At 46.6% G+C, this 22,446-nt stretch carries 23 protein-coding genes; 8 read left to right on the forward strand and 15 right to left on the reverse strand.

What is annotated here, in order from left to right:
• The first annotated feature begins 143 nt into the window (after positions 1 to 143).
• Positions 144 to 1,943 carry a hypothetical protein gene (locus ABH09_RS10735; RefSeq protein WP_253714415.1) on the forward strand — a complete coding sequence of 600 codons (1,800 nt, stop codon included), beginning with the start codon at positions 144 to 146 and terminating at the stop codon, positions 1,941 to 1,943.
• Here the strand turns inward: ABH09_RS10735 and ABH09_RS12910 are convergent.
• The 10 genes from ABH09_RS12910 to smpB all read right to left on the reverse strand — a co-directional run bounded on the left by ABH09_RS12910 (position 1,925) and on the right by smpB (position 11,262).
• On the reverse strand, positions 1,925 to 2,575 hold the full coding sequence (locus ABH09_RS12910) for a shikimate kinase (RefSeq protein ID WP_305880066.1): 651 nt from the start codon (positions 2,573 to 2,575) through the stop codon (positions 1,925 to 1,927). The two genes, ABH09_RS10735 and ABH09_RS12910, sit on opposite strands and share 19 nt — an antisense overlap.
• A 22-nt stretch (positions 2,576 to 2,597) precedes the next feature.
• Positions 2,598 to 3,320, reverse strand: a complete 723-nt coding sequence (locus ABH09_RS10750; protein ID WP_162664307.1) for a YkgJ family cysteine cluster protein — start codon at positions 3,318 to 3,320, stop codon at positions 2,598 to 2,600.
• Entirely contained in the window at positions 3,317 to 4,012 is a 696-nt protein-coding gene (locus ABH09_RS10755; RefSeq protein WP_253714416.1) for a methyl-accepting chemotaxis protein, read from the reverse strand. Before ABH09_RS10755 ends, ABH09_RS10750 begins: the two co-directional genes overlap by 4 nt.
• Positions 4,009 to 5,457 carry a PDC sensor domain-containing protein gene (locus tag ABH09_RS10760; RefSeq protein WP_253714417.1) on the reverse strand — a complete coding sequence of 483 codons (1,449 nt, stop codon included), beginning with the start codon at positions 5,455 to 5,457 and terminating at the stop codon, positions 4,009 to 4,011. The genes ABH09_RS10755 and ABH09_RS10760 overlap by 4 nt, the downstream gene beginning before the upstream one ends.
• A gap of 53 nt (positions 5,458 to 5,510) precedes the next feature.
• Complete coding sequence (locus ABH09_RS10765; RefSeq protein WP_253714422.1) at positions 5,511 to 6,164, reverse strand: hypothetical protein; 654 nt, start codon at positions 6,162 to 6,164, stop codon at positions 5,511 to 5,513.
• Positions 6,165 to 6,203: 39 nt separating this feature from the next.
• Positions 6,204 to 6,878 (reverse strand): DUF2259 domain-containing protein, encoded by a 675-nt coding sequence (locus ABH09_RS10770; protein ID WP_253714424.1) that lies wholly within the window; start codon positions 6,876 to 6,878, stop codon positions 6,204 to 6,206.
• A 156-nt stretch (positions 6,879 to 7,034) separates the two neighbouring features.
• Positions 7,035 to 7,787, reverse strand: a complete 753-nt coding sequence (locus ABH09_RS10775; protein WP_162664310.1) for a lysophospholipid acyltransferase family protein — start codon at positions 7,785 to 7,787, stop codon at positions 7,035 to 7,037.
• A gap of 10 nt (positions 7,788 to 7,797) precedes the next feature.
• Complete coding sequence (locus tag ABH09_RS10780; RefSeq protein WP_253714425.1) at positions 7,798 to 9,927, reverse strand: ATP-dependent DNA helicase; 2,130 nt, start codon at positions 9,925 to 9,927, stop codon at positions 7,798 to 7,800.
• Positions 9,928 to 9,933: 6 nt separating this feature from the next.
• Positions 9,934 to 10,755, reverse strand: a complete 822-nt coding sequence (locus tag ABH09_RS10785) for a TP0183 family DNA metabolism protein (protein ID WP_253714426.1) — start codon at positions 10,753 to 10,755, stop codon at positions 9,934 to 9,936.
• Between the two features lie 42 nt (positions 10,756 to 10,797).
• Entirely contained in the window at positions 10,798 to 11,262 is a 465-nt protein-coding gene (smpB, locus tag ABH09_RS10790) for an SsrA-binding protein SmpB (protein ID WP_253715769.1), read from the reverse strand.
• A gap of 154 nt (positions 11,263 to 11,416) precedes the next feature.
• Between smpB and lepB the strand changes: the two genes are divergently transcribed.
• From lepB to mtaB, 5 genes are read left to right on the forward strand one after another with little or no spacing between them, the layout of a single operon-like run.
• Complete coding sequence (gene lepB, locus ABH09_RS10795) at positions 11,417 to 12,130, forward strand: signal peptidase I (protein WP_253714427.1); 714 nt, start codon at positions 11,417 to 11,419, stop codon at positions 12,128 to 12,130.
• Positions 12,131 to 12,145: 15 nt separating this feature from the next.
• On the forward strand, positions 12,146 to 13,342 hold the full coding sequence (locus ABH09_RS10800; protein WP_253714429.1) for a coproporphyrinogen-III oxidase family protein: 1,197 nt from the start codon (positions 12,146 to 12,148) through the stop codon (positions 13,340 to 13,342).
• 20 nt (positions 13,343 to 13,362) lie between these two features.
• Positions 13,363 to 13,725, forward strand: a complete 363-nt coding sequence (locus tag ABH09_RS10805) for a bactofilin family protein (protein ID WP_162664314.1) — start codon at positions 13,363 to 13,365, stop codon at positions 13,723 to 13,725.
• A 13-nt stretch (positions 13,726 to 13,738) separates the two neighbouring features.
• On the forward strand, positions 13,739 to 14,377 hold the full coding sequence (locus ABH09_RS10810) for a tetratricopeptide repeat protein (RefSeq protein WP_162664315.1): 639 nt from the start codon (positions 13,739 to 13,741) through the stop codon (positions 14,375 to 14,377).
• A 56-nt stretch (positions 14,378 to 14,433) separates the two neighbouring features.
• The gene (gene mtaB / locus ABH09_RS10815; RefSeq protein WP_253714431.1) at positions 14,434 to 15,966 is read left to right on the forward strand and encodes a tRNA (N(6)-L-threonylcarbamoyladenosine(37)-C(2))-methylthiotransferase MtaB; all 1,533 of its coding nucleotides are present in this window, start codon (positions 14,434 to 14,436) and stop codon (positions 15,964 to 15,966) included.
• Positions 15,967 to 16,062: 96 nt separating this feature from the next.
• Here mtaB and ABH09_RS10820 read toward each other — a convergent pair whose 3' ends face one another.
• The 5 genes from ABH09_RS10820 to ABH09_RS10840 form a co-directional block, all read right to left on the reverse strand.
• Positions 16,063 to 17,700: an ABC transporter substrate-binding protein gene (locus ABH09_RS10820; protein ID WP_253714432.1), complete on the reverse strand. Its 1,638-nt coding sequence runs from the start codon at positions 17,698 to 17,700 to the stop codon at positions 16,063 to 16,065.
• Positions 17,697 to 18,392, reverse strand: coding sequence for an ABC transporter ATP-binding protein (locus ABH09_RS10825; protein ID WP_253714433.1), 696 nt, complete (start codon positions 18,390 to 18,392; stop codon positions 17,697 to 17,699). Before ABH09_RS10825 ends, ABH09_RS10820 begins: the two co-directional genes overlap by 4 nt.
• 193 nt (positions 18,393 to 18,585) lie before the next feature.
• Positions 18,586 to 19,434, reverse strand: a complete 849-nt coding sequence (locus tag ABH09_RS10830) for an ABC transporter ATP-binding protein (RefSeq protein WP_253714435.1) — start codon at positions 19,432 to 19,434, stop codon at positions 18,586 to 18,588.
• The gene (locus ABH09_RS10835; protein ID WP_253714436.1) at positions 19,427 to 20,263 is read right to left on the reverse strand and encodes an ABC transporter permease; all 837 of its coding nucleotides are present in this window, start codon (positions 20,261 to 20,263) and stop codon (positions 19,427 to 19,429) included. The genes ABH09_RS10830 and ABH09_RS10835 overlap by 8 nt, the downstream gene beginning before the upstream one ends.
• A gap of 145 nt (positions 20,264 to 20,408) precedes the next feature.
• Complete coding sequence (locus tag ABH09_RS10840; protein WP_253714437.1) at positions 20,409 to 21,335, reverse strand: ABC transporter permease; 927 nt, start codon at positions 21,333 to 21,335, stop codon at positions 20,409 to 20,411.
• 523 nt (positions 21,336 to 21,858) lie between these two features.
• Here ABH09_RS10840 and ABH09_RS10845 point away from each other — a divergent pair.
• Together ABH09_RS10845 and ABH09_RS10850 are read left to right on the forward strand one after the other, a co-directional pair.
• Complete coding sequence (locus ABH09_RS10845; protein ID WP_253714438.1) at positions 21,859 to 22,140, forward strand: type II toxin-antitoxin system RelE/ParE family toxin; 282 nt, start codon at positions 21,859 to 21,861, stop codon at positions 22,138 to 22,140.
• A 9-nt stretch (positions 22,141 to 22,149) separates the two neighbouring features.
• Positions 22,150 to 22,446, forward strand: coding sequence for a HigA family addiction module antitoxin (locus ABH09_RS10850; RefSeq protein ID WP_253714439.1), 297 nt, complete (start codon positions 22,150 to 22,152; stop codon positions 22,444 to 22,446).

A 22,446-nucleotide genomic window follows, 5' to 3' on the forward strand; every position in this document is an offset into this window, starting at 1 on the left:
AACTGAATAGGGTATGGTACAAGATTAAGTTTACGCAGAAGTAGGAGGAAAGACATCGCTATCTTTCCACGTATTTCTTCACTTTTTTTCCAAAAACATAAAAATTATTAGCCGAAACGCCGTTGATGTCGCATAAAAGGGGCATGAACCTTATAAAATTTTATTACGGCATCAAGTGTATGCCAACCCTATTGTGTATGTTTGTTACCGTCTTCGGATGCGTTTCTACGCAAGTCTACGGGCAACAATCGCTTTTTGACCGTCTAACCAATGACCGTTTTATATTCGGTCTACAAAACGGCGAGGAATACGATATCGATGAATACTCCAATGAAGATTCCGATGAGGATTCCGGCACCGAGACGGATGAATACAATTTCGATAAAGCTTCCGAAACCGGATCGGAAACAGGCGGCGGACAACAGACGGGCGAATCAACTGAGCAGCAAACGGATAAAGCGCTTACCCAACAGACAGACGAATCGGTCAAACAACAAATAGACAAAGCGGATTCCTCATCGGACATACAACAGAATGATAAGGCTGATGCAAAACACACAGCCCCGGAACGCGACTATTTTTTCCGATATGTACACAGTGTTCATAAAGGCGCCCGGATTTCTGCCGGAGTCAGCGGTCGCGGTTACATCGGTTATTTGCAGCTTGAATCGCCGATGCCCGTACCCTACTTTGAACTTTCGGTGAGGAATTTCGGTGTCGGGCTGTATCCGCTTGCAGCACTGCAACCTTCTTTTCCTGAAAAAAATATCCCAACGCTTTTCCTCGGTGCAGGAAGCCTTACCTTTGATAGTTTCTTAAAAACGGCGCAGTTTTCCGGCTTTTCGAAAACAAAAGCAAGCTACGGCGGAGTCAAATTTCCGCGAGAACAGTTCATCGGTATCGGGAATGCGCAAAAGGCTATTCAATATGGGGTTGAAGTATACGGCAGCGGATGGAACGGCGCTTTTTTTGCAAGCCCCGAACCAAAGAAGCAGCGGATGCGCTACGGCCTTATTGGCGGTTGGCGTATGAATCAGAAAAAAGCGGACATCAACTTTGCCATTCAATATCTTACCGCTTTTATGCCGGAATTGATCAGAGAGGTAAAAACATCTTCTGCAGAATCCGCAGGCATATATGGTGGAGATATTCGGCAGCGTTACCACACGCTTTTCGGTTTAAACGCCGTTTTTACTCATCCGGTTGTCTCGTTTTCGACAACCGGTTTTTGCAGCTATGCGGCAGACAAAACAGTTTCCGGTGCGGTACAAGCCGAAATCGATGCTTGGTACCGGTATGCGGGTATACGAACCGGCGGCAGCTATACCGGAGCGCGCGCCGTCAACTGGGATGGAAAGCAGCAAAACGAACAGGTTACCGCTTTTATTCAGCCGCACTTTAAGGTGGGCATTTTCTCGCTGTCCGCGCTCTATGGATTCAGTATGGAAGATAAAACAATGCTGCATAACGGCGGGCTTATTACACAGGTAAAACATGAAGTAATCCGTTGGAAGGCAAGCTGGGATTACCGCAATGAACTGCATACTATTAAAACGGAACTGATATGCATAAGCAAACCGAAATGGTTTAACGGCGTTCAATGGTTCCAAAAAGCGACTGCCGGAGCTTCCGTTGAATTACAGGATAAAACTGCCAATCCGTTTATCTTAAAAAAGTATGCTATCCATATAAACGGTCATTTCTGCATTACCGACGGCGTTTTTTGCGGTATCGCCGGTTCGTTTTCCCAAGCAGTACGAAAGGAAGAAACCGAAAATGAACGCCTTATATACCTTCAAAACCCCGTGTATGGCGGCGGCGTATATGTCAGTTTTAAGCGAGACGGTATCGGAAAGGTACACTCCGGCAAATTGGAAGTTTCGGTAAAAAATGAAAAGCCGTATTACGATATTAAGCTTGTGTATCAGGTTCGCGGAAAGTGAGAGGATTGCTCCGCTATCTTCTGAGCGGCGGCAGCACAATCCAAGCCGGCCGTGTCGATGATAAGGTTGCAGTTCCTGCGGTACAGTTCGGTGCGGCGCGTATACAATTCGGTAAACAGATGCCGCGCTTCCGCTTTTTGAGCAACAGGCAGAAAGCGTAGAAATGCCGGATAATACCCTGTTTGCAGCGCATCATGCGTCAAGCGTTCAAAAAGCGCCGCTTCCGTTGCATAGAGGAATACCCGCAGCGGTATTGCTGCAACGATGGCAGACGCTTCCGTGTTATCGCAGATGCCGCCGCCCGCCGCAATGACAGCGCAGTTTTCTACGGCTGCCCCCTGCGGTTTCTCAGCGGAGCCGTCGGTTGGCAGGGACAGAGATACGGAAGACAGCAACGGCTCGGCTGCAAAGGCATCCCCGCCGCAGTCATGTAGAGCGCAACATTCACGCAGGGCAGCGGCTTCCGCAGCATGTAATGCGGATACCCCTCCTTGACGGCAAAGCTCCCGCGGCGTTAAACCGGTACGGATACGGATAAGCTCATCGGTGTCGTAAAAGGAGCAGCCGAGCCGTTTAGCAAGGAGTCTCCCTACGGAAGTCTTTCCCGAACGGCTCAAGCCTAAAAGTATCATGAAGTTCACGATAGCGGCAGTGCTAGGCACTTAACGGATGCGGTGAAGGACAATCGGGTTCGGGCGGTGTGATAAAGTGCAACAGCATTTTCAGCTTTTTAATCGCAGCAGGGAGCGCAATCCGCAGCGGGAGGGGGTGTGTATCATCGGGATTCAGAGCCAAAAGGCTTGACGAAGCGGCGCCCATATACGGCGGAACAGCACCGAATAACCGCATCATCTCCTCTTCTCCATATTGCCGTCCCGTTTGAACATCTTGCACCGTACCTGTCCCGTTGATAGGGGTACCGGAAATTCCGCCTGCTGCATTACCGGCAACTACGGAAGGTTCCATATACCGGCATGGCTTCCAGCGAATACGCCTGTCTTTACCATGATCTCCCGAAAAACCGAATAACCGGCATATCAGACACCGTCCGCCGTACACCGTGCAGTGATACGGGCTTTCGGGGTCAAACAGAACGCAACCGTCGCCTCCGATAGAAGCACCGCTGTCCGCTTCGGCAATACGTTCCGCTCGCTCGCTCTGATTTTCCAGCATCCATGCTGCGAGATACAGCGCTTCAGCCTCATATACTTCAGGTTCAAAATGAACGCAACAACTACCGCAGCCGTCAGGGCATTGCATGGGGCTTTTTGCCTTCCATATTTTTTGATCTGCGTCTATATCATTATACAACGAATCAACTGCCGTCAAAATATCATAGATCACAGTACCCGCAAATTTTTCCGCTTCTTTTATCATATCGTAAATTCTTTTACCTTATTCGCCAATATTTCGATACTTTCTTTATTTTTTTGAACCAGATCATTTACCTCTACAACGGCATTATTTATTTGAATAGCACCGGCAGACATTTCGTCCATGCTGTTGGTAATAACCTGAGTCAATCCATCCAGTTTATTCATCTCCTGCGCAACTTCGCCGCTGCCCGAAAGCATTTCCGATGAACCGGCTTGTACCGTATTCGTAGTAATATTGATATCTTTAATCGCTGCCAATACTTCTTTATTCGCATTCATCTGATCTTGCATGGAACGCGTAATAAAGTCTTCCTGAGCGGAAATTCTGGTCGCAAGTTCATATACCTTATCAAAGGTCTGTTCGGCACCGTTACCGGCAGCTATCAGCGTACGAATAATTTCAATAGATTCTTTCAGAACACCGCCGATTTGCTTTCCCTGTGCATTTGATTCTTCCGCAAGTTTACGGATCTCATCTGCAACAACCGCAAAACCTTTTCCGGTTTCTCCCGCATGGGCGGCTTCGATAGCGGCATTCATAGCGAGCAAGTTTGTCTGGCTTGCAATATTCTGAATAATCAGACTCGCTTCCAAAAGTGCATCGGATCGTTCTGCTATTTGCTTAACTACCGAGTTTGCCGTATTAGCGCCGTTTTTCCCCTCACGAGTCATCGAATACATCTCTTTTATCAAATCATTATTTTTTCAAGCGTTTGCGTAATAGTAACAATATTTGCAGCCATTTCTTCAACTGCAGAAGAAGAGTGCGCAACTGAATTTGCTTGTACTGTAATCTCTTTATCCAGTTCTTGAATTTGCGCAATAATATTTTCAACTACATTGCCGGTTTTTTGAACACTCGAAGCCTGGGTTTTTGCTTGCCTTTTAATACTTTCCACATTTGCACTGATTTCGTTTATTGCACTTGCCGTTTCGGCCATATTATTATAGAGATCATCTCCCACATGCTGCATCGCCTTCGATTCATGGATAAGCGAATCAATCATACCGGCAACCTTATCCATTGTCGTATTAAAATCGATCATCAGACGACCGATTTCATCATTTTTCTTAATGTAAAATCGTCCGGTCAGATCGCCGGATGCCATTTTTGCAAAGATAAGCTGCAACTTTCGGAAATATCCTTTTACCCGTTTGGAGAACCAGAAAATAAGCCAGAAGAATACAATCAGCATCCCCGTTCCGACTGCTGCCATACTGACAACGATTCGGTAAAAACTTTCCAATATCTCACTATTTTGCATCAATATCGCTATTTTCCATCCTAATTCATCAATAGCAAAAACCCGTATCCGCCACTGAATATTATCGATCGTAACAACTTTCGTTTCGATACCGATATCTTGAAAATGTTTAAGGTATTGATTACCGGTACTATCCAGCTTTGTAAACACTAAATCTCGATGCATCGGATCGGCTAAAATAGTCCCGTCATTTTGAAACAACATTACATATCCTGCCTTGCCGACTTTTATCGAATCAATAAATGAAGTAAGTTGCTCAAGTTTTACCTCAAGTCCCAGATTTCCGATAAAACGCCCTTCCGGCGATAATACTTGTCTGGAAAAACAGATAACAGGGGCCCCTATCGTCGACATATACGCAGGGGTCACAACGGTATCGCCACCGGCAGCTTCCGCTTGTTGATACCATATACGCTTTCGCGGATCAAATCCCGCGCTGACGGTATCATCCCACGAACTGGCAAACCCACCCCATTTTGATCCGAAAAAAACTTCCGCGATATCGGAATATCCGTTATAGACACGCTTAAACAGCGTTACCATATCTTGCTCTATCTCTCCTTTCGATACATTTTTCAGTATCATGTTCTGCTTTGTAGTCGTATAATTATTGAGGCTGGTATCAGCAACTTGCACGATAGGATGCTCTGCAAGCACTTTTGCCGTATTTTTATTATTTTGCATAAACAGCATGATCGTTTGTTCTATCAGCGAGAACTGCTGGGATGAGGTTCGGTCGTATTGTTTTATATTAACCTGATATACTTGAAAACCGATTATAGCGCAAGCGCATATTATTAAAATACACAGTATAACGACGCCGGCAAGCAAAATTTTAGCGCGCAGGGATATATTCCTTTTTCTAGTATCCATCATTTCTCTCCTCAATAACAAATGATAATTAAAGAATGCCTAAAAGAAGAATCCTATTTTCCAAATAATCCGCGTTGTCCTGCTTTTATCCATTTACCGGGTATGCGCGATAATGCTGACTGGTTTATTTGTGCAGCCAACCATTCGGTATAGAGAGCATTATCTTCTCCTTCAAGACGAACAAGCATTGTTTGCAAAAGAGCGTTTTCTTCCTGTGCAATCGTTGCCGAACTTGCCTCCGCCATCCTCACAAAGGCCCCGGAAGCAGCGGCAACCGGTATATTCCCGCATGAAGGAGAGACATCTCGATGTACAAATATTAACTTCCCCGATTTTTTATGAATAAAATACCGCATGAAAGTGTAGGCTAACTGTATATTTGCAGTAATCAATTCGGTAACAATCTTATCGGCATGCAATACACCGGTATTGGAATATAATTCGGTATACGCCGGTGCATCAAAGATCAGCAGAGCAGTTTCAATATTCAACTGTAAATTTTTAAATTGGAGTGGTAAAGATTGAAGAGAGAATACGGATTGGCGATTCCATAATAGCACAGGGCCTATCGCATTCTCCGCTTTTTTATCTTTTGTTCGTTCGGCATCGGAAATAACAATTACGCGTTGACCCTGTACTCGTAGGAAATCAGCTAAACTTAACGAAAAATTTAAACGATCGTCTGTTATCAGTATATCAGTACTCATAGTTACTAGTATATACCGAATAAATAAAAATTTAAATAGCTAGTCGATTAAAGTCGCTTCAACCATATAACGGAACGAATCACCTGCCACAGAGCGTTCTTTTTTTTCTATGATGAAAATCAGAGCGCGGGAGGTATCGTCCATCAGTATTTTCTTAACGGCATAATTTTTAACACCACTTCGCACATAATCGGGGCGGCCGACTTCTTTTTTTATCTTGGTACCATTCGGCTTTGTTTTTTCTACCGTTAAATAGAATGAACTTTCCGTTTTTGATTTTTGTGTCGTATTAAGCACAACCGTATATTCGTCGCTTGTCTGGAAGTCGCGGAAAAATAGTGTTTGATTCCCTTCAGTTGCTTCTGTTTGCGCATAAAGAACACGTCCCTGCCGTGTTTCGGAAATACCCCACTTGCTCAGTGAAACTTGAGCCCTATTCTGCAGTGCAAGGAAAGTCGATTTACTTTCTTTTCCTTCCGTTTGCTTTGAAGGAGATGTTCTGAAAATACCGTTGGGGAGAAAAGTATTGGCACCTACATCGACAGCGTAAATTTCGGCATACGCGCGATAGGTTTTATCCTGTAAACCGTATTGGCCGAAAGCAAACTTAGTTCCGTCAGCGGAAAAGCCTAAATTAACAAAGTTTGCAAGATCGCCGGCATAAACGGCAGCCGCAAAGACCGCCATAACAATTATGGTATAAAATTTTCGCATAACAACTCCTGCGCGTGAAAATCCGTGGATTACGTTCCTATACTTGTATCGGAATATAAAATGCAAACTTTAAAAAGGGGAAGCAAAACAAGCACTTTATCTTGTTCAAAGTAATCGGAAACCAATTACCAAATACTACAAATTATCCATTACCCATTACTTACTCAGCTGTCGCCAAACTTTAAGCTGTTCTTGTATCAAAGCCTTACCTTCTTCCAAAACTTTTAACTGGGCTTCTTTTGTAGTGGGTGTCGGATATATTTTAAGAACTTTTACCCGATATGCGCCTCCACGTAGATTGGTTGCAAGCCGTGTTATCGAAGAGATATTCCATCCGCCGTCAACCGCGGCAACAACTACCGGCATCGGAGCCTTGGATAAAAACCGCCGGAAACCGGCCGAATGAAAAGTTCCGACTTCGCCATTCTTTGAGCGGGTTCCCTCAGGAAAGAGTATCGGTATCCAATTGTTGCGCATCACCCGTCGCGCGAATGCATCCATTGCCTGCATGGCCTGACTGGGACTACCGGTACGCTGCACGATACAGTGTTCGTCACTTTTCAGCATAACGGAAACTAACGGCACATAGTCTGCCAGTTCCTTCTTCGCAACAAAACGAACCCGCTTTCCACCGAGATAGTTCATAAACACCACAATATCTAAGATGCTTTGGTGGTTGGAAATCAGCAAATACTGTTCCGGCAGCCGCGGCACAAGAGAATAATCCCCTCTGAAATGGAAATTAAGATAAGCAGAAAAAATCGAAAAGATACGGTGCGCGACAACGGTCGAAATATGTGCATTGATTTTTTTACACCACGAGCGGTGAATAGCATAAGCAATACGGTTTAATAACGCCCATCCGGCCAAAGTGCCGATACAGCATATAATACAAAAAACACCAAGCATAAAGTCCCTATCAATACAAAAAGTTTTCGACAGTATAAACTATTTCTTCTAAAGATGCAAAGCATTGCTTGGTTTTAGGAATACTGTCGATAAAAATTCTCCCGTACTGTTTAACAAGCGCCCGCTTGTCGAGCAGCGTTACAATGCCGCGGTCGGTTTGCGAGCGCATCAGGCGGCCGAAGCCCTGCCGGAATTGTACAACCGCTTCGGGGACGCTCAGCTGCATAAACGAGCTGCCGCCTCTTTTTTCGATGGCATCGGCACGGGCGCGAAAAAGAGGTGCACTCGGCACGGCAAAAGGGAGTTTTACCAAAATGACATGGCTGAGCGCCTCTCCCGGTACGTCGATGCCTGCCCAAAACGATGCGGTCGCGAATAAGCTGCTTTCGATATGTTCCTTAAAGGTTTGCAAGAGGCGGCTGCGGTCGTCCTCTCCCTGCTGTAAAAGCTCCATATCGGGCAGCTGAGTGCGGGCGTACGCACAAGTTTGTTTTAACGACTCGTAAGAAGTAAACAGGACAAGCGTTTTTCCTCCGGTCATTTCAATCAATTTGGTAACGGCGGTGTTCACAAATTGCTGAAACTGCTCATCATCAGGGGCAGGTGCATCGGTCGGGATGTTTAAGAGCACATTTTTGTCGTACGGGAAAGGCGATTCAAAGGTACCGGTGCGCACCGGCTTGTCGGAAAAAGGATGCAAGCCGACCCTGCCCAGCCAATACGAAAAGCTCGTGCCGATTTTCAGGGTTGCGGAAAGGGCAATGACGGTATCGAAGGGGATGAATACCGCCTGCCGCAGCAAACCCGACATATCCACCGGCGTTTGATTAAAGTACGGAACTTCCCCCGCAGGGCTTTGGTATTTTTCTATCCAAAAGACATACTCGGGCAGTTCTTTCCAACGGAAAAAATTTTCGAGCGTTTCGGAAATGTCTTGCAGCCGGTGCAGTGCAAGCGAACCTTCCCGCACCGCTTCTTCATACGGAGAACCTTCATCCGGTTCGGCATTGGTAATCAGCACCGCGAGCTTGACATTCAGGATATTCAGCTCCGCGTAAAAATCCTTGCACGCGGCAAGCAGCGCCGCCGTCTTCGATGCCGGAACCTGTGTAAAACCGAGACTGCTCACATTCCCGCAAAACGAGAGCGCCCGCGCCTCCAATACGGAGTAAGCCGTTTGCGTTTTTGCAAGAGCGGCGATAATAGCAGGCATCAACTCGGCTTTAGTAGAAACCGCAGTGATTTTTTCGATACAGCCGGCGGCTTTTCCCTTTTTAGTACGGGAAAGCGTTGTAATACAGCGGGTTAAATCATAGCGGGAAAAGGTACGCGAAAAAAATCCGCTTGCCGCCTCTTCAATCGTGTGAGCTTCGTCAAAGATGATTGCGTTAAAGGGCGGCAGAACGGCAGTTGAATCATAACCGGCGCCTTCTTTTCTGCTGGCGAGATCGGCAAAGAGCAGATGGTGATTAACAATTAAGAGCGCTGCCTTTTCCGCTTTTTTACGCAGCTTCATCACAAAACAGTCAGTATAAAAAGGACAGCGCTGCCCAAGGCAGTTATCCGATTCGGAGCAAATCTTTGACCACAATCCTGCCGCGGGCATAAACGGGAGTGAAGAGCGGGCGCCGTCTTGGCATGTTTGCGCCCATTTTTGGATAACAGCCAGCTCTTCCGCTTCCTGACTAAAGAGATCAGGTTCCTGTATTGTCTGCATAAGCCGCCGCAAACAAAGGTAATTCTGCCGCCCCTTAATGAGCACCGCCTGCGGCTGTTCCGATTGTTCACCGCATACACCGAGTATTTTTAAGGCGTCGGGAACATCCTTATCGACGAGCTGATGCTGTAAATTGATGGTACCGGTGGAGATAACAATACGAACTTTGTTGGCAAGCGCCCATTCAAAGGCGGGCAGCAAGTAGGCTAAACTCTTCCCGACGCCGGTTCCTGCTTCAAAAACACCGATTGCGCTGTCGTTAAAACAATGTGTTATTGCGCGGATAAGATCGAGCTGTGACGGGCGTTCTTCATAGCGGTCAAAAAAAGACGCAAAGCTGCCGGTTTCTTCAAGATAGCCTGCTATTGTATCGGCATTAAGGCGGTGGTATACACGTTCCTCCGCTTCATCTTCGTAGTGCATAAAGGCTTAATCGCGCAGCCATTCTACCGTTGCGGTATCATATTTAACACTGATAATAGCCGTTTCATTGTATTGAATCTGAGCATCGACCTTTGTGCCTGAAAGAATTTTTTTATCGGGGGATACCAAAAAGCGCCACTGTGGAGGATTGGTTTTTTGAACCGCTTGGCGGGCAATTTCATCGGGTAAATTGAGAAATTGGCGGGGCTGCAAACTGCCTTTTTGCGTTACCAGCAAGTATCCGTTATCGATTTTTAAATCGAGTGAGACGGACACACCGCTTGAAAATACCGCCATTCCGCGACCGCCGCGCAAGATCATCACACGGTCGAGCCCCGGCTCCCCCTTCCATGAACCAGCAAGCGAATCAACAGTGTCGATGTACCCGAACTCCGTATTCTGCTCAGTTTGCGGCAGGGAACGCGCAAGTTGCTCCAGCGGAACCGAAAAGTCAAAGAGGTTGAACACTAACAGTCGGGAATCAAGGAGAATCTTGTTAATATTATCGTATACTTTTGAAATGATACGGGTAAACTGATCTTTTCGTCCCTTTAAAATAAGTTCAAGCTTAATCCCCTCCGGAACCTCTTCCAATGCCCCGAAGAAAATATATTCAATAGCCGGATTTTTAGGAAAATCAACCGGCGCGGACTCATTACGCAAATCAAAGATAGTATAGGTTTTAAGTTCTTTAATAAAAGAGAAAACAAGATTATCAACCGTTTGGGCAATCTGTTCGTTCATAGTAGGAGCCTGTAATTGATAGACGGCAACGCCCGGAAGCGCCGAAAGTACCGGTGGCAGGCTAATAAGCAGAAGGAGAAGCATTATGTAAAGTTTCTTTGTTTCTCTATATTTCATTGCTCGTTATTACCTGTTCTTTAGCTGCAATTCCCGTTGTACATCCCGCTTAATATCCCGTTCTTTTATGTCAGCGCGTTTATCAAACTGCTTTTTCCCTTTACAAATTCCCAGCATAACCTTAATTCGACCTCGCTTTAAGTAAAATTCAAGCGGGATGAGCGTATAGCCTTTTTCTTCCGTTTTTCGAGTTAATCGTTTAATTTCATCCTTATGCAGCAGCAGTTTCTTAGGACGGTCAGGATCATGGTTAAATATTGAAGAATATACATATTCCGAAATGTGAAAATTCTTTAACCATACCTCATTTCGTATAATTTCGGCAAACGAGTCGGGGAACGAAATGCGCCCGTCCCGTACCGATTTTATTTCGGTACCTTGCAACGCAATTCCGCACTCTATTGTTTCTTCGATAGAATAGTCAAAATGCGCTTTTTTATTTTTTGCGATAATTTTTATCGACTCTCCATCCATTAAGCTTATTATATTCATCTGAAAATACTTGTCAACGTGGAAGCAAAATGGTACTGTATTGGAGGTATCTTTAAAGAGTCGGTTAGCTTTTTAGAGGTTCTCACTGGCCGCCTTCACTCGGATGTGTCAGCATCACCGGTAAAATAGGTTTTTTATGTTTTTTCAACGGTACAAATTTACTTCATATACTGAACGACGAGCAAAACGGTTTAGAATTTTCCGCACTGCCTTTATTATTTTCTTAATTTTTATACTGTATCAGCTTATCAGTTCGTATATTATCGCCGCATACCGAATTCAAGCGGATACGATGCAGCCGACTTTTTCCTCCGGTGATATGATTATCACAACCCCCTTTTATTCCCCTCAAAAAGATATTGAACGGGGTACACTCGTAACGGTCGAACCGATTGAACGGCCCCATCAAAATTTTTTTGAAAAAATGGTGCAAAAAGTCGTTGCCTTTTTTACCTTCCAGCTGGTCAATCCCTTTTCAGCTAATCAGCCGTCGCAAGCAAAACCTTTTGTTCGGCGCGTTGTCGGCATTCCCGGTGATACACTATATATGGAAGATTTTGTGCTGCATATCAAAACAAAAGACGGCGAGCATTTCTTAACTGAATTTGAAGTAACAAAAAACGACTATAACGTCAAAAGCGAAAACCTACCGGAGAATTGGGATACGTCACTGCCATTCTCGGGCTCTTATCCCGAAATTACGCTCAAAGAGGGGGAATATTTTGTACTCTGCGACAATCGAATTGCATCAAGCGATTCACGCCTCTGGGGGCCATTACAAGCGACAACACAGATTAAGGGACGCATCCTAATGCGATATTGGCCGTTTTCCCGCATTTCAATTTTCTAGCCCGAAACCATACCCGTGAAGCCGTCCGGTCTTTACATTCATATCCCATTCTGCACACAAAAATGCCGCTATTGCGATTTTTATTCGATAACGCAAAAGGCGGGCTTTTTCCCTTATCATCCTAATCCCCAATTTATCGAGCGACTCCTGCAAGACGTCCGTTCTTTTAAAGAACGCTATGCTATTGAAGCATGGGAAACCGTCTATATCGGCGGCGGTACACCTTCGCTGCTGCACCCCGATGATATTAGCACCCTTGCGGCCGGTATCCGTAAAGAGCAGTATCTGGCGGTTCAAGAATTTACGATAGAGGCAAATCCCGAGGATATTCATCCCGAATGGCTTGCAGCCTGTAGCGAAGGCGGTATCAACCGGCTTTCCATCGGCGTACAGACTTTTGATAACGATGTATTGGCCGTAAACGGACGGCGCGGCTCAAAAGAAAAAACGATAACAGCGTTGAATACGATAAAAAGCCGATGGCACGGCGAACTTTCCTGTGATTTAATCGCGGGATTGACAGGACAAGCCGCGCAGAGCCTTTCCGACGATGTACGGCGACTCATCGATTACCGCATCGAGCACATCTCCCTCTACGGGCTTTGCAGCGAAGCGCCGCTCCCCGATACCCGTGAAGATTTTATTTCCGAGCTTTTACGGGAGAACACCGAGCTTTTAGCTGAAAACGGGTACATCCGGTATGAGGTGTCGAATTTTTCGTATCGGGATAAGCACCGTTCCCTGCATAACCAAATTTATTGGAATATGGAACCATACGTCGGAATCGGCCCTGCTGCATGCGGAACTCTGGTACATGAAGATAGCGGCGGAAAATTTATCGCAGCGGAGCGTTTTGAAGGAATCAAAGATATCGGCAAATGGATGACCGCAGCCGACCGTACTTCGGTATATCCGTGTGAACATATCGACCGGAATATCTTTTTGGAAGAGGTTCTGCTGATGGGTTTCCGACTTTCGGAAGGGATTAACCGGCCGGCATTTGCACGGCGGTTCGGCGCGGATATTACTGCCTTTATCGGCAATACCCTCCGCCTCTGGGAAAAACGCAGGCAGTGCCGCATCGGAGCCGATCGGGTCTACCTTACTGAAGAAGGCCTGCTTTTTCTCAACCGCTTTTTAATCGATGCGCTGTCGGAACTGGATACAAAAGCACAATGCCCTGCCGGAAAGCCTCTTGACCTCGACGGTTAATCATTGTTATTCTATGTGCTATGACAGAAACGGATAAAATAGCGTTGATAGATTTGGATGAAGAAGATTACGATACGGTTTTAGCTGAGGATATTGTCTTTGACGGGATCATTAAGTTTGAAAAGCCCTTTATGATAAAGGGTGCCGTACAAGGAACCATTCAATCTTCAAGCGATTTAATGATCAGTGAATATGCAAAAGTAAAGGCAAAGATAAACGCAGACCGCGTTATTATTAAAGGCGAGGTCATCGGTAATGTTACTGCTACAACCTCCGTACATGTATTTGCCTCAGGTAAATTAACCGGCGACGTAACAGCTCCCGAAGTAATACTGGATAGCGGTTGTTTTTTCAGCGGAATTTGTACGATGAATCGGCACTAGAGGTTGTAAGAACGTGTTTGCTTTTCGCAAAAGATTTCCGGCAGGAATCGCATTAGTTTTTTTAACGCTCTTTTTTCCCTATTGTATTTATGCACAAAAGGGTGATGATGCGCTGGTATTATATCGTGAAGGCCGCTATAAAGAATCCGCATCGGTATGTTTAAACGAAATAGAACGGATGCCCCGCAATATCGACAGCTATGTTGTACTGACATGGGCGCTACTTGCCGACGAACGCTATCAGGAAGCGGCCGACTGGACAGTTAAAGGGCGGGAAGTTTCGCAATATGATCCGCGGCTTATTGAAAGCCATGCACAAGCGCTCTATCACCTTGGAAGGAACGAAGAGAGTCTGCATCTCTTTGAAGAGTATATCGCCTATGCGCCTAACGGTACGAAGGTAAGCGGCGTGTATTATCATATCGGAGAATTGTATTTGCGTATGGCAAAATACCGTCATGCCGATATAGCCTTTTCTACCGCTATCAGGTTGGAACCGCTCAATAGCGTGTGGTGGACGAGGCTTGCGTACTCGCGGGAACAGGCAAAGGAATACCGGGCAGCATTGGAGGCGTATTCGTCTGCATTGCAGTTGAATAAAAATTCAACTGACGCTCAAAAAGGTTATGAACGCGTACTGCACCGCTTTTAACCCGCCACAGCGCCCGCCCTTCTGCTTGACTCTTTGTGCAGGTTTTCTTCATTAATATGAATGTTCAATTATGTTCAATACGAATTGAAACGCTCGGATGCAGGCTTAATCAAACGGAGGCTGAGTCCTTCGCAGCGCTGTGTACCGATGCAGGATTTTCCATCTATACCGGCCATGCCGATTATGCCGGATACGCCGGTACAACGCCTGCCGACACTCCAACGATAACAGCCCCGGAATCCGCGGCTCCCATTCGATTATCTTCCGCGCTGCCGCCCGAACAGACGGTTCTCTGCTTTGTGAATACATGCACGGTAACCGGCAAAGCGGAACAAAAGGCGCGTCGGCTGATCAGATTACTGGTGAAGACACATCCCTATGCCGTTATTCTGGTAACAGGCTGCTATGCGCAACTGGAAGCCGCAGCAATAGAAGCGCTGCACCCCCACATACTCGCGTTTCCCGGACAACAGAAAGATTTATTAACCGAAATACCGGCATACCTTGCAAAATTGGTAGCCGACAGCGCTTACTTTGACACAGCCTTTTTTCTAAGTGCAGTGCGCGCCTACCTTACCGACTTGACAACCAAGGTTCCGCAGCATACACAGACCAAACCGGTACAAAATTCATCAGTACAAAACATATCCATACACGGCATACGGGAGAGCCGGCTATTCGCACTCAGCTCCCCGCATTTTTTATTCCACTCACGCGCACTGCTGAAAATTCAGGACGGCTGTAACGATGCCTGTGCTTATTGCAGGATACGGCTTGCACGGGGAAAATCCGTGTCGCTGCCCGCCGCCGAAGTCCTCGAACGGCTTCGCTGTATAGAAGAAACCGGTGCTCATGAAGTAACACTGACGGGTGTGAATCTGTCGCAGTACCGGAGCGAAGCCGGAGACTTTGCCGATATGCTCAAACTCATACTGGAAAACACTGAGATGCGTATCCGCATTTCGAGCCTTTATCCCGATAGGATAGATGAGACACTTATCCCGCTGCTGGCACATCCGCAGATTTGCCCCCACTTCCACCTTTCCGTACAATCGGGCAGCGATACCGTCCTTAAAGCAATGCACCGAGGCTACAGGAAAGCTACCATATATCAAGCGGTTTCCGAACTTCGCCGCGTAAAGGACAATCCGTTTATCGGTGCGGATATCATCGCGGGTTTTCCCGGTGAAACGGAAGCTGATTTTGAGGAAACATACCGGATGTGCCGTGAACTTGAGTTTGCGGGAATACATGCGTTTCCCTTTTCCGCCCGCCCGGGAACAGAGGCGTGGAAAATGCAGCCAAAAGTACCTGAACGGATTGCCGGTCAACGGATAAAAAAGCTGAACGAACTGGCGGGAACGCAATCCGCAGCGTATTTACAGGCATGGGATGGAAAACCGATATGCGGGGTTGTCGAAGCGCCGCGCAACGGTCGGCAAACCGTTATCACGGAAAATTATCTTTCGCTGCCTTTAATACGGGATTCTTTACAGGAGCGTAATTTACACGGCGGCGAATATGTCCGTGTACGAGTGCAGGGAAAGAATGCCGTACTAACGGAAATCATCTCCGACCCGCACAGCTAACCGAAGCAACCTCACATCATTTTGGTGGGTAATAGGTAATGGTACCGATGGGTATCTCTAAAAATCTAACCGAGTTTTTAGAGATGCCCTATTCTTTTATGGCCACACTATTACCCGTGTCATATCGAGGCTGTACGGATTATCGGCAAACGCAATATCCTTCACCTTTTCCGAATTGTATACCGCCATTTCCCTCGCGTAAGAAATCGGTATGTTCACCGCCTCATCATGCAGCGTTGTTAAAATGAACCGGTAATCGTCCCGTATCGCATCTTCGTTTACGGTGCTCATCATACCGGCAATACAGGCATCAATGCGCGCTTTTTGCACCAAGCCTGCCTGAGAGGTTTTATCCAACCCGTCGTCTGCCATCGCAGTCAAAAAGACATGCGGGTCTTGGGGAAAGCCGTAAGTGTCGTTGACGGACAATTCAAATGCACCCGACGTACCGGTATCGAACCACGTCATCGTTTCGTACCCCTGCAAGACAAGCTCAATGCCGATATCCGCAAGCTGCCCTTTTACCGCCGTCAGTATTTGCTCGTCGATGGGCTTTGCGCTCTGATAAATCGCCCGTAGCTGTAACGGTGTTCCGTTGCGCATCCGTATTCCCTTGCCATTCAGTTCCGTCCAACCGGCCTGCTCAAGCAAAGACACCGCACGCGCTTTATCGTATTGATACGGCGGCAGCGCAACATCGCAATACGGCATATCGCGGGTAAACAGCGTATCCGCCTTAACCTCGCTTCCGTGTAGTACTGTATTGATAATTTCATCTTTATTGATTGCATACTCAAGCGCCAAACGCACCTGCTTATCCCGCGTAAGCGGCGCAGACGCATTGAGCAGCAGATTTCGTGTAATATAAGTTTTATCCGAAAACCGCACGGTCAACCCGACCCCCGCACCGTTCTGATTCGCCATTTCGGTCTGCGCCGGCATCCTGACCTGCTCCAGCATATCGTAGGTAATTTGATACGAACCGAACAGTATATCGATTTCCCCCGCTTTAAGCGCAAGAGCGCGGCTGTCCGCATCGGGGATAATCATTACGGTAAACGACTCCGGCCCGCCGTTTTGTCCATACCATTGCTGATTTTTTGTAAACCGATACCGCTGCCCCGCAACACAGTTTGCCGCCTTTATCTCGTAAGGCCCCGTTCCCGCCGTATCCGCTGTATAGGAGCCGTAGGGATTATTCCCGTTTTCAAACAGACGAGGAGAAAGCATCCCAAACGCCGACGCACTTAACTCCTGCAAAACGGCAGGGTGAGGTTCTGCATAGCGGAACCGCACCGTGTATTCATCTGCCGCCTCCACCGCACTGATCCGCGAAACCGCCCCATAATAGCCGAGATAGTCCCCGACAAACTCCTGCATCTTTTCAATGTTGACCTTTACCGCCTCCGCAGTAAACGGCTCCCCATCGGTAAACGTAACCCCGCGCCGTAAATGAAACGTCCACGAATGTTCGTCATGCTCCCACCTTTCGGCAAGAGCCGGTTTCACTTCCCCATTCTCAAACCGGACAAGCGTTTCATACACCATCTCCGAATAATGAGAAAACCCAAGCCCGTCCATAATCCCAATCGGCTCATAACTTGCAAAATCGACCGCTTCTCCGACAATCAACTCATCACGGTCTTTTACCTCCGACGCCTTTTTGCATCCCGACACGGCAATCAGCGCCGCAACCGACATCGCTGCAATCCACCGTATTTTTCTTGTATTCATACAAACCTCCATTGTTTTTTGTTACTTCTAAGTCTGATGATCTTCCCCTCATTTTCCGTCATAAAAGCAGCTGCCCGCAGGTCATGTGTGATAAACAAATATGCGCATTGCGTCTCTTTTTGCAGCCGTTTTAAGAGCTGAAGGATATGCAGCATCACCGTAGGATCAAGACCCGCGACAGCTTCATCCAACACGGCGAGCTTCGGTCTGATAGATAGCGCACGGATAATGCATATCCTTTTTTGCTGACCGCCCGACAATTCATGCGGATACTTTTCCAAAAGATAGGCAGGAATATCGGCGGTATCCAGCAGCGGAGCAAGCCGAGCCATACACTCCTTTTCAGAAAATCGGCAAAAATGCTGCAGCGGCTCGCAAAGGCTTTTCTTAATTTTTTGCCTTGGGTCAAAGCAGTTCAGGCTATCCTGAAACACGGGTTGAATATGCCGGTAGAGCGTTCTCCTGCGGGCAAGCGGAAAAACATCCTCACCGTCCCACCGGATGCTGCCTACAGTCGGTTTTTCAAAACCGCAGATAAGACGCGCCAAGGTACTTTTTCCGCTGCCGCTTTCGCCGATAAGCGCAACCGTCTCCCCATCCCCGATCGTCAATGAAAAATCCTCCAGCACCGGTATGCTGTCCTTCCTGCCGTTGTCCGTATAGCGTTTTGTTATATGTTTTATTTCGAGCATCGCTTCTCCTCTATAAAATACCCACGTGCACACATGAAAAGAAAAATCTTCCGCCATGGAGGGCGGTGTTAAACAAATATACATCCGTGTATATTTGTTTAACTTCGAGTTTGTTCCCACAAACTCGATTCTGTGGATACTCCCTGGCATCCTTGCCAGTATAACGATATTTTGATCTTGCCAAAATTCGCAGTCAAAAGTGTACATGGACGTACACTTTTGACGATGATAGTAATTCGGCTGTATACGGATGCCGGGGATTTTTCAGAACCGTTTCGGCGGTTCCTGTCTCTACTATTTCACCCTCTTTCATCACGGCAATACGTTCTGCAATATTCGCAACGGCATTCATATCGTGCGAAACAAACAACAATGCGGCTTGGGTCTCTTTTACCGCTTTTGCAAGCAGTTGTAAAACAATACCGCAATTACCGGCATCCAGTGCGCCGGTCGGCTCGTCGGCAATGAGCAACACGGGACGCAGCGAAACGGCAATCGCAACCATAACCCGCTGCAGCATTCCGCCGCTTAATTGCCCCGGATAGCTTTCCATAACACGTTCCGCATCGGGAAGCCCTACGGCACGGAGCAGTTCATACCCCAGCCGGAAAGCCTCACGTATACTGCAATGACGGTGAGCCTTAATCGTTTCCACAAAATGGCGCTTTATTTTCATACACAGATCAAATGCCGCATGCGGATTTTGCATGACATACCCGATATCCTTTCCATTGATTTTCTGTTGTTCCTTTGGGGATAATCGCAGCAGTTCTTTACCGCACAGCCGGATACTGCCGCTTTGCAGCACACGGTCTTTGAGTAAGCCGAGTATCGCTTTGCACACGGAACTTTTACCGCTGCCGCTTTCACCGATCAAACCGAACGTTTCTCCCCGCGCAATGGAAAAACCGATATTGCGTATTTTCGTTCTTTCATTCGGATATTCGATACACAAGCCGCTTACGGAAAGGACAGGTTCCACCTTCACCGGTTCTCCCGTATACTGTGCATATTGCGGCGTGAGCATACTCGCTTCATTCATTGATGCTTTCCTGTACGGAACCTTGATACGGAGAAAAGAAACGGCGCAAACCTTCCCCCGTTATATTGCAGGCGCATACGGCAAAGAAGATACAAAGTCCGGGATAAACGGCGAACCGAGGAGCGCGAATAAAGCTGCTTTTTGCATCCGACAGCAGCGCGCCCCATTCCGGCGTCCCCGCAGGCAATCCGATCCCTAAAAATGAAAAGCCGGAGAGCATCAGTACCGCATCGCCGATTCCTATCGTCAACAGTACGATAAGGCTCGGCATAATATTCGGAAAAATATGCGTTACCGCAATACTCCAATCGGAAAGGCCTGCGGTTTTTGCATAAACAATATAGCTTTTTCGGCTTTCGTGATGCGTATAACTGCGCACCATTCTGCCGTACCATCCCCAATATGCAAACCCCGCGCTTACCAGCAGATTGACTACGCCGTTTCCCATAATGCCGATAACCGCAAGCACCAGCACCGTTGGCGGCATCGCCATACTCACATCGCAGCTTAACACAAAAAGCTGATCCGCAACGCCGCCCTTAAACGCCGCAATCATCCCGATAGGTGTTGCAAGCACGGCAACCATCCCAATAACTGCGGCGGCAAGTCCCATGGAATAGCGCGTGCCGTACAGCAGTCTTGAAAATATGCACCGTCCGTATGCGTCCGCTCCCAATGGCATCGCAAAAGACCGCTCGGCAAACCGCACACTCATATCGATTTTGTCAGGATTATTCGGCGCCAACACATCGCAAAAAACAGCGATGATAACCAACACCGAAAGCATACCGAGCCCTGCGCCGAGCGCGGCATTCATTTTTCCCCTCATGCACGCTTCCTCATTGAACGTTTATTTTAAGCGGCTTAAATGGCGCCGCTTAAAAACACTGTGAGTTTGCCATTCGGCAAACATCACTTATTATATGTGCGCTTTTCGCGCACGAATTAAACAACTTCCAAAGTTGACACTTCGTTCAGTTGTTTAATTTTAAGGAAGGATTAAGCGCTTCGCCGATAAACTCTGCCGCGCCGTTGCACACGGTAAATGTAAACGCCGTTACAATAAGGTACGCATTGATGACGGGAAAATCGCGGTTAACTGCGGCGTTCAGTGCATACATACCGAGCCCCGGAATTGAAAAGATAGTTTCTACAATCGCTGTTCCTGCAATAAGATAGCCGATATTTTGTCCCCACAGGGTTACAAGCATCGGAGCGGCGTTGCGTAAAAGATGGCGCGTCATAATGTTCCAGTCGGTAATCCCGCGGGCTTTCGCGTATTGAATATACTCTTTCTCCTCATTTTCCAATAAGAAGGAGCGTAAAAGGCGGATAAGCGTACCGGTCATCGGCAAAGCAAGGGTAAAAGAGGCAAACAGTACACTGCTCCCCTGCCCGTGCCCGATAACGGGAAACAGACGTAAGCGCATACCGAAAACGAGCAAAACCAAAAGACCGGTGCAATAACCAGGTACGGAAAAACTCAAGAAAGAAATGAAGCCGATAAGTTTATCCGCCAACCGGTTTTTGTACAAAGCCGCCGCTATGCCGAGCGGAACGGCAGCAATGATGCTGAATACCGATGCACAGGCGGCAATCAGCAGCGTTACGGGCAGCGCCTTGCCGAGTTCTTGCCGTACGGATTTTTTGGTAAGGTACGATGCACCGAAATCCAGTCGTACCGCTTTATGCAGCCATGACAAATACTGCTGCAGAATCGTCTTATCAAATCCGGTAAGTTCACGGTATTGCGCAATCAACTCCTTATTTGCAGAACGGACAACCCTCCGCGCGTATGCTTCCGCAGGATCAATCGCCGAAATATTTGCCAACAAGAACGAAAGGAAGGACACGCACACCAAGACAAGGATAAGATACCCCGCTTTTTTAATAATTCTCACGTTTGTTTCAAATGCCCCATAGTATCATCACAGCAAACGCATCAGTACTTTTTTGATATTCACACAGAATAAACAGGCAGCTCACCAGAGTTTCGCTGCTTTGCAGCTCAAATGGTGCCCCGCCTATTTATTCTGCGATTAGACTTTAGACTGATGCGGTTGCCCTTTATTTGCAGGTATTAGTTTATAGAAAGGCACGAACATCTCTACCCCAATCGGAATTTATTATGCCCCAAACGGGTATTGTTATATTTATCAGGTCAAATCTCGAGTTTTGGTAAAACAGGAGAATCAAGGAGAACCCATTATGGTTTTGTTTGTAGCTTTAAGAAAGTTCTCCAAAAACTAAATGGGAATAAAATAGAATTTTCCAATTCTTTAATAAAATATTAAGGTAATAAGAGAGAATGTTTTATAAAATGAAATTGAACTTTAGGGCTAAGCAAGGTAGCAATAAAACGCGGTTTTACGCCGCTTAAACAAACTGTTTGACATATACACGCTCTGTATGTATAATACACTTATGATAAAGACTTTTGCGGATAAAGAAACAGAGCATGTTTATAAACAGGAGTTTTCAAGACGGCTTCCGAATACAATTCAGAAAGTTGCTTTGCGTAAACTTATGTTAATAGATAATGCAAAGTGTCTTGAAGATTTGCGGGCGCCTCCAAATAATCATCTTGAACAACTTGTAGGAGACAGAAAAGGACAGCACTCTATCCGTATAAATGATCAGTGGCGTGTCTGTTTTACAGAAAAAGATGGACACTTTTATAATGTAGAAATTGTGGATTACCACTAGGAGAAAACTATGGCAGAGTATATCGAAACACCGACAATGGGTGAAATCTTAAATGAAGAATTCTTGATTCCTCTTGGACTTTCCGCATATAAAGTAGCACAGGAAATTAAAGTTCCTACATCTCGCATTCAGGATATTCTTCATAATCGCAGAAGAATTACTGTAGATACATCTTTACGACTTGCAAAATTCTTTGGAGTTTCAGATGGTTATTTTATGGCTTTGCAGAATGATATTGATATAAGAAATGCAAAGTTAGAGCTTGCTCCACAATTAGAAGAAATAAAAGCCTACGCTTATGCATAA

The sequence above is a fragment of the Treponema sp. OMZ 803 genome, assembly GCF_024181165.1.
Lineage (GTDB): Bacteria > Spirochaetota > Spirochaetia > Treponematales > Treponemataceae > Treponema.

Excerpts from the sequence above, each read along its gene's own strand:
- ABH09_RS10735 (WP_253714415.1), top strand. The coding sequence starts at position 144 with ATGAACCTTATAAAATTTTATTACGGCATCAAGTGTATGCCAACCCTA.
- ABH09_RS12910 (WP_305880066.1), bottom strand. The coding sequence starts at position 2,575 with ATGATACTTTTAGGCTTGAGCCGTTCGGGAAAGACTTCCGTAGGGAGA.
- ABH09_RS10750 (WP_162664307.1), bottom strand. The coding sequence starts at position 3,320 with ATGATAAAAGAAGCGGAAAAATTTGCGGGTACTGTGATCTATGATATT.
- ABH09_RS10760 (WP_253714417.1), bottom strand. The coding sequence starts at position 5,457 with ATGGATACTAGAAAAAGGAATATATCCCTGCGCGCTAAAATTTTGCTT.
- ABH09_RS10765 (WP_253714422.1), bottom strand. The coding sequence starts at position 6,164 with ATGAGTACTGATATACTGATAACAGACGATCGTTTAAATTTTTCGTTA.
- ABH09_RS10770 (WP_253714424.1), bottom strand. The coding sequence starts at position 6,878 with ATGCGAAAATTTTATACCATAATTGTTATGGCGGTCTTTGCGGCTGCC.
- ABH09_RS10775 (WP_162664310.1), bottom strand. The coding sequence starts at position 7,787 with ATGCTTGGTGTTTTTTGTATTATATGCTGTATCGGCACTTTGGCCGGA.
- ABH09_RS10780 (WP_253714425.1), bottom strand. The coding sequence starts at position 9,927 with ATGCACTACGAAGATGAAGCGGAGGAACGTGTATACCACCGCCTTAAT.
- ABH09_RS10785 (WP_253714426.1), bottom strand. The coding sequence starts at position 10,755 with ATGCTTCTCCTTCTGCTTATTAGCCTGCCACCGGTACTTTCGGCGCTT.
- smpB (WP_253715769.1), bottom strand. The coding sequence starts at position 11,262 with ATGGATGGAGAGTCGATAAAAATTATCGCAAAAAATAAAAAAGCGCAT.
- lepB (WP_253714427.1), top strand. The coding sequence starts at position 11,417 with ATGTTTTTTCAACGGTACAAATTTACTTCATATACTGAACGACGAGCA.
- ABH09_RS10805 (WP_162664314.1), top strand. The coding sequence starts at position 13,363 with ATGACAGAAACGGATAAAATAGCGTTGATAGATTTGGATGAAGAAGAT.
- mtaB (WP_253714431.1), top strand. The coding sequence starts at position 14,434 with ATGAATGTTCAATTATGTTCAATACGAATTGAAACGCTCGGATGCAGG.
- ABH09_RS10820 (WP_253714432.1), bottom strand. The coding sequence starts at position 17,700 with ATGAATACAAGAAAAATACGGTGGATTGCAGCGATGTCGGTTGCGGCG.
- ABH09_RS10825 (WP_253714433.1), bottom strand. The coding sequence starts at position 18,392 with ATGCTCGAAATAAAACATATAACAAAACGCTATACGGACAACGGCAGG.
- ABH09_RS10830 (WP_253714435.1), bottom strand. The coding sequence starts at position 19,434 with ATGAATGAAGCGAGTATGCTCACGCCGCAATATGCACAGTATACGGGA.
- ABH09_RS10835 (WP_253714436.1), bottom strand. The coding sequence starts at position 20,263 with ATGAGGGGAAAAATGAATGCCGCGCTCGGCGCAGGGCTCGGTATGCTT.
- ABH09_RS10845 (WP_253714438.1), top strand. The coding sequence starts at position 21,859 with ATGATAAAGACTTTTGCGGATAAAGAAACAGAGCATGTTTATAAACAG.
- ABH09_RS10850 (WP_253714439.1), top strand. The coding sequence starts at position 22,150 with ATGGCAGAGTATATCGAAACACCGACAATGGGTGAAATCTTAAATGAA.